Genomic DNA, 15,296 nt, shown 5'->3' with positions numbered 1-15,296 from the left:
TCCGGTCGGGTCGCGGTCGTCGTCGGTCGCCCGCCGTGCGGGGACCACCCGGCGGAGGACCGGGCGCGTCCTCGACGGACGCGCCCGGTCGGCGTGGGCGGCGCGGGCGCCGCCGGCGAGGCTATCCCTCGTAGGAGAAGTCCGCGCCCAGCTGGCGCAGCTTCCCGATGAAGTCCTCGTAGCCGCGGGAGATGATCCCGACGTTGCTGACGGTGGACCGGCCCTCGGCCGTGAGCGCGGCGATGAGGTGGCTGAACCCGCCGCGGAGGTCGGGCACGGTGATGTCGGCGCCGTGCAGGTGCGTCGGCCCGGTGATGACCGCGGCCTGCTCGAAGTCGCGACGCGCCACGCGGCGCTCGTGGCCCTCGAGGCCCTCCTTGTGCACGACGATGTCGGCGCCCATCTCGTTGAGCGCGTCGGTGAAGCCGAAGCGGTTCTCGTACACGGTCTCGTGGATGATCGAGACGCCGGGCGCCTGCGTGAGCGCCACGACGAGCGGCTGCTGCCAGTCCGTCATGAAGCCGGGGTGCACGTCGGTCTCGATGACCACGGGCTTGAGGTCGCCGCCCGGGTGGTAGAACCGGATGCCGTCCTCCTCGATGTCGAACGCGCCGCCGACCTTCCGGAACACGTTGAGGAACGTCATCATCTCGGCCTGGCGCACGCCGCCGACGAAGATGTCGCCGTGCGTGGCGAGGGCCGCGGAGGCCCAGCTCGCGGCCTCGTTGCGGTCGAAGAGCGCGCGGTGCGTGTAGCCCTCGAGGCGGTCGACGCCCTCGATGAGGATCACGCGGTTGGGCTCCACGGAGATGATCGCGCCCATCTTCTGCAGGATCGCGATGAGGTCCATGATCTCCGGCTCGATGGCCGCGTTCTTCAGCTCCGTGATGCCCTTCGCGCGGACGCCCGTGAGCAGCACCTGCTCGGTCGCGCCGACGCTCGGGTAGGGCAGCTCGACGTTCGCGCCCTTCAGGCCGTTCGGCGCCGTGAGGCGGATGCCGCTCGGGAGCTTCTCGACGACCGCGCCGAAGGCCCGCAGCGCGTCGAGGTGGAAGTCGATGGGGCGGTCGCCGATGCGGCAGCCGCCGAGGTCGGGTATGAACGCCTCGCCGAGGCGGTGGAGCAGCGGGCCGCAGAAGAGTATCGGGATGCGCGAGCTGCCCGCGTGGGCGTCGATGTCCGCCATGTGGGCACTCTCGACGTCCTTCGGGTCGAGGATGAGGTCGCCCTCCTGCTCGCCCTTGCGGAGGGTGACGCCGTGCACCTCGAGGAGGCCGGACACGACGCGCACGTCGCTGATGTCGGGCACCGAGCGCAGGAGGCTGGGGGTCTCACCGAGCAGGGAGGCGACCATGGCCTTCGTCGCCAGGTTCTTGGCCCCGCGGACCTCGATGCGGCCGCGCAGCGGGATGCCGCCGTTGATGACGATGGAGTCGGACATGAGGCCCACCCGCTCCCCCGCGTTCTTGGCGTCGCTGACTAGTGAGTTCATTCAGTTCTCCAGAGCTGCCGGCCGGGCCGGCAATGTGCGCGGGCGCCATGAGGCCCGGTTGTGTTCGAAGGTGGTGATGGCGTCCTCGTCCCGGAGGGTGAGGGCGATGTCGTCGAGCCCCTCGAGGAGCCGCCACCGAGTGTATTCGTCGATCTCGAACGGGACCGTCAGGCCGGGTGCCGTGGCGACCCGCTCGACGAGGTCGACGGTGAGGTCGAGGCCGGGCTCCGCGTCCATCGCGGACCACAGCCTCTCGACGTCGTCCTCCGTCACGATGCCCGTGAGGAGGCCCTGCTTCCCGGAGTTGCCCCGGAAGATGTCGCCGAACCTCGGGCTGAGCACGGCCCGGAAGCCGTAGTCGCGCAGCGCCCACACGGCGTGCTCGCGGGACGAGCCCGTGCCGAAGTCCGGACCGGCGACGAGGACGGTCGCGCCCTCGTAGACCGGCTGGTTGATGAAGAACGCGGGGTCCTGGCGCCACTGGAAGAACAGCGCGTCCTCGAACCCGGTCTTGGTGACGCGCTTGAGGAACTGCGCGGGGATGATCTGGTCGGTGTCGACGTTCGACCGCTTGAGCGGCACGGCGGTCCCGGTCACCCGGCTGATGGGCTCCACGATCAGGCCTCCTGTCCGACGGCGGCGGCCTGCCGGATGACGTCGGCATCCACCACGCCGTCCTCCTGCAGGTCCCACGGGCTCGAGAGCGTGCCGCGGATCGCGGTCGCCGCGGCCACGAGCGGCGACACGAGGTGCGTGCGCCCGCCCTTGCCCTGCCGGCCCTCGAAGTTGCGGTTGCTGGTGGAGGCGCAGCGCTCCCCCGGCGCGAGCTGGTCGGGGTTCATGCCGAGGCACATGGAGCAGCCGGCGAAGCGCCACTCGGCGCCGAAGTCGGTGAAGACCTTGTCGATCCCCTCGGCCTCCGCCTCGAGCCGCACGCGCGCGCTGCCGGGGACGACCATGACGCGGACGCCCTCGGCCTTGGTGCGGCCGCGCACGATCTCGGCGGCGGCCCGCAGGTCCTCGACCCGGCTGTTGGTGCAGGAGCCGATGAAGACCGTGTCGACCGCGATCTCCTTCATGGGCGTGCCGGGGGCGAGGTCCATGTAGGCGAGCGCGCGCTCGGCGGCGGCGCGCTCGTTCGGGTCGGCGACGGCGGCGGGATCCGGCACGGGGTCGCTGAGCGAGACGCCCTGACCCGGGTTGGTGCCCCAGGTGACGAAGGGCTCCAGGGTGTCGGCGTCGAGGAGCACCTCGGCGTCGAAGACCGCGTCGTCGTCGGACGCGAGGGTGTCCCAGTAGGCCACGGCCTCGTCCCAGTCGGCGCCGGACGGGGCGTGCGGGCGCCCCTTCAGGTAGTCGTACGTGGTCTGGTCGGGGGCGACCATGCCGGCGCGCGCGCCCGCCTCGATCGACATGTTGCAGATGGTCATGCGGCCCTCCATGGAGAGCGAGCGGATGGCGCTGCCGCGGTACTCGAGCACGTAGCCCTGCCCGCCGCCCGTGCCGATCTGCGCGATGACCGCGAGGATGATGTCCTTCGCCGTGACGCCGGGGCGCAGCGTGCCCTCGACCGTGACCGCCATGGTCTTGAACGGCTGGAGCGGCAGCGTCTGCGTCGCCATGACGTGCTCGACCTCGCTCGTGCCGATGCCGAAGGCCATGGCCCCGAACGCGCCGTGCGTGGAGGTGTGCGAGTCGCCGCAGACGACCGTGATGCCCGGCATCGTGAGGCCGAGCTGCGGCCCGACGACGTGCACGATGCCCTGCTCGATGTCGCCGAGCGAGTGCAGGCGGATCCCGAACTCCTCGGCGTTCCTGCGGAGGGTGTGGATCTGGGTGCGGCTGGTCAGGTCCGCGATGGGCCGGTCGATGCCGACGGTCGGCGTGTTGTGGTCCTCGGTGGCGATGGTGAGGTCTGGGCGACGCACGGGGCGGCCGGCGAGCCGGAGGCCGTCGAACGCCTGCGGGCTGGTGACCTCGTGCACGAGGTGGAGGTCGATGTAGAGGAGGTCGGGGGTGCCGTCCTCCCCCTCGGCGACCAGGTGGTCGGCCCACACCTTCTCGGCCAGGGTCTTCGCAGGGTGCACGCGGCTCTCCTCATGGCAGTGGCGCGAGGGACCCCTCGCGCATCATGGGAGTCTAACGCCGGGCGCCCGCCGCTATTCCTCAGGTGGTGGGCGCGCCCGCGTGCTCGGCCCGCGCCTCGATCACCACGACGGTCACGTTGTCGCGCCCGCCCGACGCCAGCGCCTGCGCGACGAGCGCGTCGGCGGCGCGGTCCACGCCGCCGCCGTCCGCGTGCGCGAGCTGCAGCACGGCGGAGATCGCGTCGTCGTCGAGCTCCTTGGTGAGCCCGTCCGAGCAGATGAGGAAGACCTGGTGCTCGGTCACGGGCAGGAGCCACTCGTCGGCCGCGACCTCGTCGTGGGATCCGACGGCGCGCGTGATGAGGTTCCGCACCGGGCTCCGCTCGGCCTCCGCGCGCGTCATGCGGCCCTGGTCGACGAGCTCCTGGACGGCCGAGTGGTCGACCGTCACCTGCTGCATCCGTCCGTCGGCCCACGCGTAGACGCGGGAGTCGCCGACGTTGAAGACCATCCAGAGCGGATCGCCGTCGTCGGCGAGCACGAGCGCGACGCCCGCGAGCGTGGTCCCCGCCACCGTCCCGGGAGGGTCGTCGCCCGTGATGAGGTCGCCGATGGCGTCGTTCGACGCGTCGACGGCCTCGACGATGAGGTCGCGCGTGACGGGCGCGTCGCCGGACAGCCCGCCGAAGGTCTCGACGAGCGTCGCGCTGGCGCGGTCGCCGAACGCGTGCCCGCCCATGCCGTCGGCCACGAGCCACACCGGCGGGTCCGCGAGGAGCCCGTCCTCGTTGACGGCGCGCACGCTGCCGACGTCCGTGCGGGCCGACCAGGTGACGTGGATCCGGCGCCCGCCGAGCGAGATGGTGCGAGCCTCGGTCACCGGCCGGTCCGGTCGTCGTCGCCGCGCTCGACCGGCGTGGGCTCGGCGGCCGCACCCGTGACGGGCGTGCCGTCCGCCTTCATCTTGATGAGGCTCGCGACCGTGGCGACCAGCATCGAGGCGAGGATCACCACGAGGCTCACGATCGTCGGGATCTCGGGCGCCCACTCGATGCCCTCGCCGCCGTTGACGAAGGGCAGCGTGTTCTCGTGCATCGCGTGCAGGACCAGCTTCACGCCGATGAAGAAGAGGATGAACGCGATCCCGTACTTGAGGTACACGAGCCGGTCCAGCAGCCCGCCGAGCAGGAAGTAGAGCTGGCGGAGGCCCATCAGGGCGAAGATGTTCGCGGTGAAGACGATGAACGGCGACTGCGTGATGCCGAAGATCGCGGGGATCGAGTCGAGGGCGAAGATCAGGTCGGTCGTGCCGATCGAGACGAACACGATGACCATGGGCGTCAGCACCTTGCGGCCGTCGATGACGGTGCGCACCTTGGAGCCGTCGAAGTCCGGCGCGATCTTCAGGCGCCGGCGGAGGAACTTGATGAAGAGCGAGTCCTCGCTCTCCTCGTCCTCGTCTCCCACGGCCTGCTTGATCGCCGTGTAGAGCAGGAACGCGCCGAAGATGTAGAAGATCCAGCTGTAGCTCTCGATGAGCTCGGCGCCCAGCAGGATGAAGATGCCGCGCAGCACCAGCGCGATGATGATGCCCACCATGAGCACCTCCTGCTGGTACTTCCGGGGCACGCTGAACCGGCTCATGATGATGACGAACACGAACAGGTTGTCGATGCTGAGGCTGTACTCCGTCAACCACCCCGCCAGGAACTGGCCGGCGTGCTCGCCGCCCGCGACGAACAGCATGATGACCGCGAACACCAGCGCCAGCCCCACGTAGAAGGCGACCCAGAGGGCCGACTCCTTCGTCGAGGGGACGTGCGGGCGCCGGTACACGATCAGCAGGTCGGCGACGAGGACGAGGACGAGGACCGTCAGGGAGACGATCTCGAACGGGAGGGGGAGGACCAAGGGCACGCGGAGGCTTTCTGCAGCACGGGAGCGGCACGGACATGCCTCGACGAAACTACATGGCGCCCGACGGGTTGTTCACAATTCCCCCATCCGGGGCATCCGCGCCGCGGCCCGCCATTACGGTGGTCGCTCATGACACGAGAGGGACGCCCCATGGCCGTACTGGCGAACGAGCTCGATGCATCCGACCGTGACGGCGCCGACTCCTCCCCGAGGCGTCGCGGGCCCCGCACCTCGGGCGACGCGCGCGCCAGCATCATCGAGGCGGCGCGCATGCTGTTCATCGAGTCCGGCGCCGACCGCGTGAGCGCCCGGCGCATCGCCGCCGCCGCGGGCGTGGACCCCAGCCTCGTGCGCTACTACTTCGGCTCGCTCGAGGCCCTGCTCGAGGAGGCGCTGCGGCCCTCCGAGGACCTCATCGCCCCCTACGTCCGGATGCGCGAGCTGCCCGTCGAGGAGCGCGGCGCCGCCCTCGTCGACGCGGCCCTCCACACCTGGGAGCACCCGGTCGGGTCGACCATCATGCGCTGGGTCACCGTCACCTCGGACCACGACAGCGGCGCGTACAAGCGCTTCGCGGAGGCGGCCCCGCAGCACTGGATGGGCGCGCTGCCCGAGGGCACCCCGGCCGACGAGGTCGACATCCGCAACTCGCTCGTCGGCGCCGCCCTCGGCGGCATCGCCATCACGCGGTACATCTGGCGGATGGAGCCCATCGCGAGCATGTCGCGCGAGGCGGTCGTCGCCCTGCACGGGCCCGTCGTCCAGGGCTTCCTCACCGGGCCCCTGCCCGACGCCCCCGCCGTCGCGGCGGCCCCCGCGGCCTGACGGGTCCCGCCGGGCCGGGCGGCCGTCGGCGCTCAGCCCCGGTCGGTGAGCTCCTCGCGCACCGCGAGCGGCTGGCGGATCAGCTTGTGCGGCGCGGCCTGCGCCACGGGCTTGAGGGTCAGCAGGTCGACGTTCACGTGCGGCGGCAGCTCCACCGCGTGCACGATCGCCTCGGCCACGTCCTCCGCCGTCAGCGGGCCGGGCACCCCGGCGTAGACGGCGTCGGCCTTCGCACGGTCGCCGCCGAAGCGCACGAGCGAGAACTCGTCGGTCCGCACCTGGCCGGGGGCGATCTCGATGACGCGGATCGGCTCCCCCGCGAGCTCCAGGCGCAGCACGCCGAGCATCGCGTGCACGGCCGCCTTCGCCGCGTTGTACCCGCCGCCGCCCTCGTAGGGCACGTGCGCGGCGATGGAGCTGACGGTGACGACGTCGGCGCTGCCGCCCGCGGGGACGCCGGCGCGCAGGAGCGGGAGCAGCGCGCTCGTCACGCGCTGCACGGCGAGCACGTTGATCTCGTACATCCAGGCCCAGTCGGCGGCGGATCCGCCCTCGACCGTGTCGGTGCCGACCGCTCCCCCGGCGTTGTTCACGAGCGCGTGCACGTGGCCCGTCTCGCGGAGCCGGTCGCGGAGCGCGTCGACGTCGGCCTGCACCGTGAGGTCGGCGACCGCGTAGGTCGCGCCGGTCTCCTCGGCGAGCGCCCGCAGGCGCTCCTCACGACGGGCGACGGCGACGACGTCCCATCCTCGGCTCCGGAACAGGCGGACGGTGGCGGCGCCGATCCCCGAGCTCGCACCCGTGACGACGACCCTCTTGGTGGTGGACATGACCCCAGCGTAGGGAAGCCGGACGCCCGCGGGTTACGTCCCGAGACGGGTCGCGTTGACCGGCTCGCGGCGCGCTTCCTAGTGTCGGCGTGCGCCCGACGGCGGCGCGCACCGACAGCGGAAGGAAGGGCGCGACATGAGCGACCACGACGAGGACCGAACGGCCGGCTGGCGCTTCGAGACGCAGCAGATCCACGCGGGAGCGGCGCCGGATCCGGTCACGCACGCGCGCGCCACCCCCATCTACCAGACCACGTCGTACGTGTTCGACGACTCCCAGCACGCGCAGGACCTCTTCGCGCTGGCGCAGCCGGGCAACATCTACACGCGCATCATGAACCCGACGCAGGCCGTGGTCGAGGAGCGCATCGCGGCGCTCGAGGGCGGCACGGCGGCGCTCCTGGTGGCGTCCGGCCAGTCGGCGTCGACGTTCGCCGTGCTCAACATCGCCGAGGCCGGCGACCACATCGTCTCCAGCTCGTCGATCTACGGCGGCACCTACAACCTCTTCAAGTACACGCTCGCGAAGCTCGGCATCGAGACGACCTTCGTCGAGGACCAGGACGACCCCGAGGCGTGGGCCCGGGCCGTGCGGCCGAACACGAAGCTCTTCTTCGCGGAGACGATCGGCAACCCGCGCATCAACATCCTCGACATCCGCGCCGTCGCCGACCGGGCGCACGCGGCGGGCGTCCCGCTGATCGTGGACAACACGATCGCGACGCCGTACCTCATCCGCCCGTTCGAGCACGGCGCCGACGTCGTCGTGCACTCCGCCACCAAGTTCCTCGGCGGCCACGGCACGGTCATCGGCGGCCTGGTCGTCGACGGGGGCCGGTTCCCGTGGTCCGAGCACGGCGACCGCTTCCCGGGCCTCACCACCCCCGACCCGTCGTACCACGGCGTCACCTTCACCGAGGCGCTCGGCGACGGCGTCGCGTACATCACCAAGGCGCGCGTGCAGCTGCTGCGCGACCTCGGCGCGTCCATCGCCCCGGCGAGCGCCTGGCAGCTCATCCAGGGCATCGAGACGCTGAGCCTCCGGATCGAGCGCCACGTGCAGAACGCGCAGGCGGTCGCCGAGTGGCTCGACTCCCACGAGGACATCGCGAACGTCCACTACGCGGGCCTGCCGACGAGCCCCTCGTACGCCGCCGCGAACCGGTACGCCCCGCGCGGGGTGGGCGCCGTGCTCTCCTTCGAGCTGAAGGGCGGCGTGGACGCCGGACGCGCGCTCGTCGACTCGCTCCAGCTGTTCAGCCACCTGGCGAACATCGGCGACGTGCGGAGCCTCGTGATCCACCCGGCGTCGACCACGCACGCGCAGCTCACGCCCGAGCAGCAGCTGACGGCGGGCGTCACGCCCGGGCTCGTGCGCCTGTCGGTCGGCCTCGAGAGCATCGACGACATCATCGAGGACCTCGAGGTGGGGCTCCGTGCCGCGCGGGCCGTGAAGGACGCCGCGAACGACGCGTCACCGCAGGGCGCGCTGGCGGGCGGGGCGTAACACTCGGGCGCGCGTCCGTCACGGGTGCTTCACTGATCGCGATGGACTGGCAGACACCCGAGGACACCGTCCCGTCGAGCCTCGTGACGGACGCGCAGATCCGCTCCCTGATCGGGCGCCCCCCGGCGTCCGGGGCGTGGCGCGAGGGCGACCCCGTCGCCGCCCGGCTCTTCGCGCAGGTCGGCGGCGTCGACCTGGAGGCGGGCGGGCGGATCCCGTCCGTGCGCGTCGCGTACGAGACCTTCGGCGAGCGCGCCGCCGACGGCCGGAACGCCGTGCTCGTGCTGCACGCGCTCACGGGCGACAGCCACCTCCGCGGTCCTGCCGGCCCCGGCCAGCCGACGGGCGGCTGGTGGTCGGGGATCGTGGGTCCCGGCCTCGCGATCGACACCGACAGGTGGTTCGTGGTGGCGCCGAACATGCTCGGCGGCTGCCAGGGCACGACGGGCCCCGCGTCCCTCGCCCCCGACGGCGCGGAGTGGGCGGCGCGCTTCCCGTACATCACCATCCGCGACCAGGTCGCCGTGCAGGTCGCCCTCGCCGACGCGCTCGGGATCGACGAGTGGGCGGCCGTCGTGGGCGGCTCGATGGGCGGCATGCAGGCGCTCGAGTGGGGCGTCGGCCACCCCGCCCGGATGCGCCGGCTCGCGATCCTGGCGGCCCCCGCCATCTCCAGCGCCGACCAGATCGCCCTCAACTCCGTACAGGCGGAGGCGATCCGCATGGATCCCGCGTACCGCGACGGCGACTACTTCGACGCGGCCGACGGCGACGGCCCCCACCGCGGCCTCGCCCTGGCGCGCCGCATGGCCCTCCTCAACTACCGCAGCCCCGACGAGCTCAACCACAGGTTCTCCCGCTCGTGGCAGAGCGGCATCAGCCCCATGGGCGACGAGGGACGGTACGCCGTGGAGTCGTACCTCGACTTCCACGGCAACAAGTTCACGCGCCGGTTCGACGCGACCAGCTACATCCGCCTCATCGACGCGATGAGCTCGCACGACGTGGGCCGTGACCGCGGGGGCGTGGAGGCGGCGCTCGGCCGGGTGCGGGCCGCCACGCTCGTGGTCGGGATCGACAGCGACCGGCTCTTCCCCGTCGCCGACCAGCGCCGCATCGCCAGGGCCGTGCCCGGGTCGATCGACGGCGGCGAGGTCGTCGTGATCTCCTCCGACTACGGCCATGACGGCTTCCTCATCGAGGGCGAGGCGGTCGGACGCGAGCTCGCGCGGCTGCTCGACGTCGACGCGTAGGAGGAGCGCCCCAGTCCGGGGGTGAGTTCGGCGCGCGGCATCGCCCCGCGTCATCATGCGTTCCTATGCTTCCCCTGGGAGCACGCCGCCGCCTCCGGGCACCGGCGTACGAGGGGAGCACCGATGAGCCGACGTCCGCTGCACGCGACGGGCCAGGGCCAACGGGTCCGCGTGGCCCTCGTCGACGACCACGTCCTCCTCCTCGACGGGCTGAGCGCCCGTCTGTCGCGTCCCCGCACGGGCGTCGAGGTCGTGGCGACCTCGCCCACCTGGAGCGGGCTCGTGCGCGACGACCGCTTCCCGGACGCGTTCGACGTGGTGGTCCTCGACCTGGCGCTCCGCGACGACGTGCCCGTCGCGCAGAAGATCCGGACCCTCGCGGGCGCCGGCCTCACCTCCGTCCTGCTGAGCACGCACGCGGACGCCTCCACCATCCACGGCGTCATGCGCGCGGGCGCGGCCGCCGTCGTGCCGAAGGCGGAGTCGTCGGAGGAGCTGATCGCGACCATCCACGCCGCGGCCGACGGCACGCCGCGGCAGACGGCGCTCGTGCAGCAGGCCATGCAGGGCTTCCACGCGGAGGAGGACCCGCGGCTCGGCCAGCAGGAGCAGCGCGCGCTCGTGCTGTACGCGGGCGGCCGCTCGATCCGCGACGTGGCCGAGGCCATGAGCACCACCGAGGAGACGGTGAAGTCCTACATCAAGCGCGCGCGTCGGAAGTACCTGCACGCCGGGACGGACCTCGGCACCAAGCTCCTGCTCCGCCGCCACGCCATCCGCCACGGCTGGATCGCGCCCGAGTAGGAGGTCCCGCCGTCCGCCCGCGGTCGGCTCCCCTAGCGCATGTGGATGATCGCAGCGGCGGACGCGCCGACGTGCATCGTCCGTCGACGGCGCGCCTAGGATCGGAAGCACACCGAGCGCACGCCACCGGCGTCGGCGCACTCCGAGCGGGGACCCGATGGATCGCATGAAGCGCGAGCGCGAGCGCCTGCTGCAGCGCACGGCCCGCGTCTACGGCCTGAGCTTCACGGCCGTGGCGGCCGCCTGCCTCCTGCTGCCGGGCGAGGTCCCGCTGCCCTTCGCCGCGGGGAGCGTCCTGCTGCTGGTGGTGCTCGCCGTCGCGCAGTGGCGCATCGGCACCGACGCGCGCCTGGCCTGGATGGTCGTGGTGGTCGTCACCGGCATCGCCGCGATGGTCCTCGCCCAGCTCGGCGGTCGCAGCGCGTCGTCGCTCACGGCGCTCACGCACCTCTCGGCGGGCGCCGTCGGGTCGCTGGCGCTGCTCGAGACGGTGCGGCCCGGCCGGCTCCGCATCGTCGTGGCCGCCTTCCTCCTCACGAGCGTCGTCGCCGTCGGCGCGTCGTGGGGCACCGCGGCGTTCCCCTACGTCGTGCTCGTGCACGTGTTCGGCTGGCTGCTCGCCGTGATCCTCGGCTACTGGCTGAGCGTGGCCGTGCGCCGCGTCGGCCGCCGCATCACCGACATCGGGCGGGCCCACCGGGCCGAGCGCATGGCGAGCGAGCTCGAGGCCCAGCGCCGTCAGGGCGCGCGGCTGCTGCACGACACCGTGCTCGCGACCCTCACCCTCCTCGCCCACTCCGGCGTCGGCGTCACGCCCGAGGCCATGCGGGAGCAGGCGACCGACGACGCGCGCCTCCTCCGGCAGCTGCGCCTCGGCGCGAACCCGACGCCCCAGGCGTCCGGCGGCTACACGCTCGAGCCCGTCGAGCAGTCGGTGCTGGGCAACACGCTCGAGTCGGTGAAGCAGCGCTTCGGGCGGATGGGGCTCGAGGTCAGCTGGCACGGCACCGGTCAGGTGCTCCTGCCGAGCGACATCCTCGACGCGTTCCTCCTCTCCCTCGCGGAGTGCCTGGAGAACGTGCGGCGGCACGCGGGCGTCACGGAGGCGCACGTCACCATCACCGACGACGACACCACGGTGCGCGCCATGGTCACCGACGCCGGCGTCGGCTTCGACCTCGCTCACGTCGACCAGGCCAAGCTCGGCTTCAAGGAGTCGGTGGTCGCTCGCCTGGCGGACGTGGGCGGCAACGCGCGCCTGTTCTCCTCCCCCGGGTCCGGCACGACGGTCGTCCTCGAGGTGCCGCGGTGATCCGCCGCGACGTCGACGCGCCGCCCCGCACCAGCCGACGCGTCCGGCTCCCCGAGGGCACGCCCGCGCAGCCCACCTCCATCGGCCTCGGCTACCTCGGGGCCGGATCGGCGGTCGTCTGCGCCATCGCCATGGGCTACGGACTCGTCCGCTTCGCGCTCGACCACCGGACCATGCCGTCGCCCGGCCTGATCGTGACCGCGTGGATCCTCCTGCTCGCCCTCCTCGTCGTCACGGTCGTCGCGGTCCGGGCGCTGCGCGACCGCATGCCGGGACCGCTCATGGCCGTGTTCGTCGCGGGCCTCGGCGTCGTCGTCGCCCTCGACCTCGTCGCCGTGTGGCCCCTCGGCGACGTCATGCAGCACTCGACCGCGGGCGTGGCCGCCGGCGCCGCGCTCCTGACGACGGTCACCTACCGACCGGCGAGGGAGGTCCTCGCCGTGGACGCGGCGCTGGGCGTCGTGCTCCTGCTGGTGTTCCTCCTCTCGGATCCGGTGCGTCCCGCCGACCTCGCCCCCGAGATCTCCGCGATCGCGCGCGCCGTCGTACCCGCGGCCTTCGGCGTCGCCGTCGTCCGCGGCTTCCGACGCGTGACGGAGATGGAGCTGGACCGCGTCCTCGTGCAGAGCACCGTCTCCGCGCCGCGCTACGCGGTCGGCATGCTCGCCTCCGAGGAGCTCGCCCGCCTCGACCTCGCGGCGGAGCAGCTCCTCGACGACGTGGCGAGCGGCCGGGAGCCGCTGCCGCTGTCGCCCCTGGCGGCGTCCACGGCGGCCTCGCTCGCCACGGAGCTGCGCCTGCACCTCATCGAGGGCCGCCGCGAGACCTGGCTGCACCACGCCGTCACGGAGTCCGAGTTCCTCGGCCCCGACGTGACGCTCAGCGATCCCGCCGCCCTCGCGGGCCTGCTCGACCGCCGGCAGCGCGACGGCCTGCTCTCCGCGGTCTGGCTCCTGCTCACCTCCGCGGAGCGGCGCAACGGCGTGCCCGGGGTCTCGGTGCAGGTCTCCCTCGGGCCCCTCCGCGGCCGCGGCGCCGGGGAGCAGCCCGTGCCCCTGCGCCGCGCCATCGTGCCCATCGCGATCACGACGTCGGGCCTGCCCCGCACGCGCCTGGATCCCTCGACGTGGGATGCTATCGACAAGGTCGGCACGCACACGGAGAGCACCCGGGGCGCCACCCTCCTCATCACCATCGACTGCGTCGTGGACAACCTCGCCGACCGGTGAGGGCCCGCACTAGGACCGGAGAGCACGTGTCAGCTGAGAACCGACCGATCACCCTCGCCATCGTGGACGACCACCGGATGCTGCTCGGGGCCCTGACCGAGTGGATCCGCAACGCCGCGTCCGACATCGAGATGGTCGCCGCCGTGTCGACCTGGCCCGAGCTCCTGACGCACCCGCGCTTCCCCGTCGACGTGGTGCTCCTCGACCTCGACCTCAAGGACAACCTCCCGATCTCGCTCAAGATCGCCACGCTCAAGACCACGGGCGTGAAGACCGTGCTGATGAGCACCTACTCGGAGCCGAACGTGGTGCGCGAGGCGCTCGCGTCCGGCGCGCTCGGCTACCTGGTGAAGAGCGAGGACGCGAGCATGATCGTCGACGCCATCCGCCTCGCGGCCGACGGCCAGTCGTACATCTCGAGCGAGCTCGACCTCGCCATCAACAGCACCGACGTCGGCGGCGTGCCGAAGCTCAGCGCGCAGGAGCGCCGGGTCATGGCGCTGTACGGCGGCGGCGAGCCCGTGAAGTCGGTCGCCTACAGCCTCGGCATCTCGGAGGAGACGGCGAAGTCGTACCTCAAGCGGATCCGGGAGAAGTACCGCGTCGCGGGCTTCGACGTGGGCACCAAGGTGGCGCTGCGCAAGCGCGCGATCCAGGACGGCATCCTGCTCCAGGGCGAGTAGCCCGGGCGCAGGCCGTCCGTCCAGGACTCGGCCCGCCTCAGCCGCCGATGCCGATGGGCTGGGTGGTGGGCCGCGTGCCGTCGACCGGTCGGCGGGTTCCACGCCGGTGCCGGTCGAGCCCGAAGCTCGCCAGCGCGATCAGCAGGCCGGCGATGCTCAGCCCGACCCCGACGAGAGCGGGCGACGTGTAGCCGAGGCCCGCGGCGACGGTGACGCCGCCGAGCGCCGCGCCGACCGCGTTCCCGGTGTTGAGCGCGGAGTGGTTGAGCGCCGCGGCGATCGACTGCGAGTCGTGCGCGACGTCCATGAGGCGGATCTGGATCCCGGGCGACAGCGCGGCCGCCGACCCGCCGATGAGGAACAGGAACCCGAAGAGCCCCACCGGGTTCGACGCCGTGAGCACGAGGCCCACGAGCGAGGCGATGAGGAGCACGAAGAGCGACAGGAGCGCGGTCCTGACGTCCCGGTCCGCCCACCAGCCGCCCGCGAGGTTGCCGACGGTCATGCCGAGCCCCACGACGACGAGCGCGAGCGGCACCGACCACTCGGGCAGACCCGTCACGTCCGTGACCATGGGGGCGACGTACGTGTAGACCGCGAAGAAGCCGCCGAACCCGATCGCGCCGATGAGGAGCGCGAGCCACACCTGCACCCGCGTGAACGCCCGGAGCTCCCGCCGGAGGGTCGCCTCGGGGTTCCCGTCCTGGGCGGGCACCGCGAGGGCCACGGCCACGAAGGTGGCGGCGAAGATCGCGGCGACCACGAGGTACGCGACGCGCCAGCCGGCGTTCTGGCCGATCCACGTGACGATGGGCACGCCGATGACGTTGGCGATCGTGAGCCCGGCGAGGACGAACGCCACGCCGCGGGCGCGCTTGCCCTCCCCCATGAGCTGCGCGGCGACCAGCGACGCGATGCCGAAGTAGGCGCCGTGCGGCAGGCCCGCGACGAAGCGCGCGACCACCACGAGGCCGAAGCTCGGCAGGATCGCGCTGAGCACGGTGCCGAGCGTGAAGGCGAGCAGCAGCCAGAGGAGGAGCTTCCGGCGGGGCGCGCGGGCGGACGCGGCCGCGATGGTCGGCGCGCCGACCACGACCCCGAGGGCGTAGGCGCTGATCAGCGTGCCCGCCTGCGCGTTGGCGGCCTCCGTCGACCGCGCGGCGACCTCGGGCAGGAGGTCGGCCGCGAGCTGCGGGAGCAGGCCCATGGCGACGAACTCGGTCGTGCCGATGGCGAACCCGCCCATCGCGAGGGCGAGCAGGGCGATGCGGACGCGGGCCGGCGACAGGGTCGCCCGCCCGGAGGAGGGGGGATTCACCCGACGAGCCTACCGGCGGTCGGGAACGGGGCCGGGTCG

Annotated in this window: 14 protein-coding genes; 7 read left to right on the top strand and 7 right to left on the bottom strand. The window is 72.6% G+C overall.

The genetic code is table 11. From position 1 onward, the window contains the following. Positions 1 to 121: 121 nt before the first annotated feature. From murA to AES38_RS06300, 5 genes are all read right to left on the bottom strand, one after another. A complete protein-coding gene (murA, locus tag AES38_RS06320; protein ID WP_053774260.1) occupies positions 122 to 1,492 on the bottom strand; it encodes a UDP-N-acetylglucosamine 1-carboxyvinyltransferase in 1,371 nt (456 codons plus the stop codon). Next, a complete protein-coding gene (leuD, locus tag AES38_RS06315; protein WP_053774259.1) occupies positions 1,493 to 2,107 on the bottom strand; it encodes a 3-isopropylmalate dehydratase small subunit in 615 nt (204 codons plus the stop codon). It abuts the gene before it with no gap. Between the two features lie 2 nt (positions 2,108 to 2,109). Then, positions 2,110 to 3,579 carry a 3-isopropylmalate dehydratase large subunit gene (leuC, locus tag AES38_RS06310; protein WP_053774258.1) on the bottom strand — a complete coding sequence of 490 codons (1,470 nt, stop codon included), beginning with the start codon at positions 3,577 to 3,579 and terminating at the stop codon, positions 2,110 to 2,112. 79 nt (positions 3,580 to 3,658) lie between these two features. Beyond that, positions 3,659 to 4,459 carry a PP2C family protein-serine/threonine phosphatase gene (locus AES38_RS06305; protein ID WP_053774257.1) on the bottom strand — a complete coding sequence of 267 codons (801 nt, stop codon included), beginning with the start codon at positions 4,457 to 4,459 and terminating at the stop codon, positions 3,659 to 3,661. Continuing rightward, on the bottom strand, positions 4,456 to 5,496 hold the full coding sequence (locus AES38_RS06300; RefSeq protein ID WP_081001854.1) for a TerC family protein: 1,041 nt from the start codon (positions 5,494 to 5,496) through the stop codon (positions 4,456 to 4,458). The genes AES38_RS06305 and AES38_RS06300 overlap by 4 nt, the downstream gene beginning before the upstream one ends. Before the next feature lie 150 nt (positions 5,497 to 5,646). Between AES38_RS06300 and AES38_RS06295 the strand changes: the two genes are divergently transcribed. Then, complete coding sequence (locus AES38_RS06295) at positions 5,647 to 6,321, top strand: TetR/AcrR family transcriptional regulator (RefSeq protein ID WP_053774255.1); 675 nt, start codon at positions 5,647 to 5,649, stop codon at positions 6,319 to 6,321. A 32-nt stretch (positions 6,322 to 6,353) separates the two neighbouring features. On the opposite strand, the gene AES38_RS06290 is transcribed toward AES38_RS06295, so the two are convergent. Continuing rightward, on the bottom strand, positions 6,354 to 7,151 hold the full coding sequence (locus AES38_RS06290; protein WP_053774254.1) for an SDR family oxidoreductase: 798 nt from the start codon (positions 7,149 to 7,151) through the stop codon (positions 6,354 to 6,356). Positions 7,152 to 7,287: 136 nt separating this feature from the next. On the opposite strand from AES38_RS06290, the gene AES38_RS06285 reads away from it, so the two are divergent. The 6 genes from AES38_RS06285 to AES38_RS06260 all read left to right on the top strand — a co-directional run bounded on the left by AES38_RS06285 (position 7,288) and on the right by AES38_RS06260 (position 13,939). Next, positions 7,288 to 8,658: a bifunctional o-acetylhomoserine/o-acetylserine sulfhydrylase gene (locus AES38_RS06285; RefSeq protein WP_053774253.1), complete on the top strand. Its 1,371-nt coding sequence runs from the start codon at positions 7,288 to 7,290 to the stop codon at positions 8,656 to 8,658. Positions 8,659 to 8,699: 41 nt separating this feature from the next. After that, entirely contained in the window at positions 8,700 to 9,911 is a 1,212-nt protein-coding gene (gene metX, locus AES38_RS06280; RefSeq protein WP_053774252.1) for a homoserine O-acetyltransferase MetX, read from the top strand. A gap of 123 nt (positions 9,912 to 10,034) precedes the next feature. After that, on the top strand, positions 10,035 to 10,715 hold the full coding sequence (locus AES38_RS06275; RefSeq protein ID WP_053774251.1) for a response regulator transcription factor: 681 nt from the start codon (positions 10,035 to 10,037) through the stop codon (positions 10,713 to 10,715). A 157-nt stretch (positions 10,716 to 10,872) separates the two neighbouring features. Continuing rightward, entirely contained in the window at positions 10,873 to 12,027 is a 1,155-nt protein-coding gene (locus AES38_RS06270) for a sensor histidine kinase (protein WP_053774250.1), read from the top strand. Then, complete coding sequence (locus AES38_RS06265) at positions 12,024 to 13,256, top strand: hypothetical protein (RefSeq protein WP_053774249.1); 1,233 nt, start codon at positions 12,024 to 12,026, stop codon at positions 13,254 to 13,256. The genes AES38_RS06270 and AES38_RS06265 overlap by 4 nt, the downstream gene beginning before the upstream one ends. A 26-nt stretch (positions 13,257 to 13,282) precedes the next feature. Next, positions 13,283 to 13,939 (top strand): response regulator transcription factor, encoded by a 657-nt coding sequence (locus tag AES38_RS06260; protein WP_053774248.1) that lies wholly within the window; start codon positions 13,283 to 13,285, stop codon positions 13,937 to 13,939. A 37-nt stretch (positions 13,940 to 13,976) separates the two neighbouring features. On the opposite strand, the gene AES38_RS06255 is transcribed toward AES38_RS06260, so the two are convergent. Continuing rightward, complete coding sequence (locus tag AES38_RS06255) at positions 13,977 to 15,257, bottom strand: MFS transporter (protein WP_053774247.1); 1,281 nt, start codon at positions 15,255 to 15,257, stop codon at positions 13,977 to 13,979. Positions 15,258 to 15,296: the final 39 nt, after the last annotated feature.

Origin of the sequence: Clavibacter capsici, from assembly GCF_001280205.1 — a bacterium.
In the GTDB taxonomy this organism is placed as follows: Bacteria; Actinomycetota; Actinomycetes; order Actinomycetales; family Microbacteriaceae; genus Clavibacter; species Clavibacter capsici.
The sequence above is the reverse complement of the archived record's forward strand: the minus strand, read 5'-3'. Positions and strand labels throughout refer to the sequence as shown.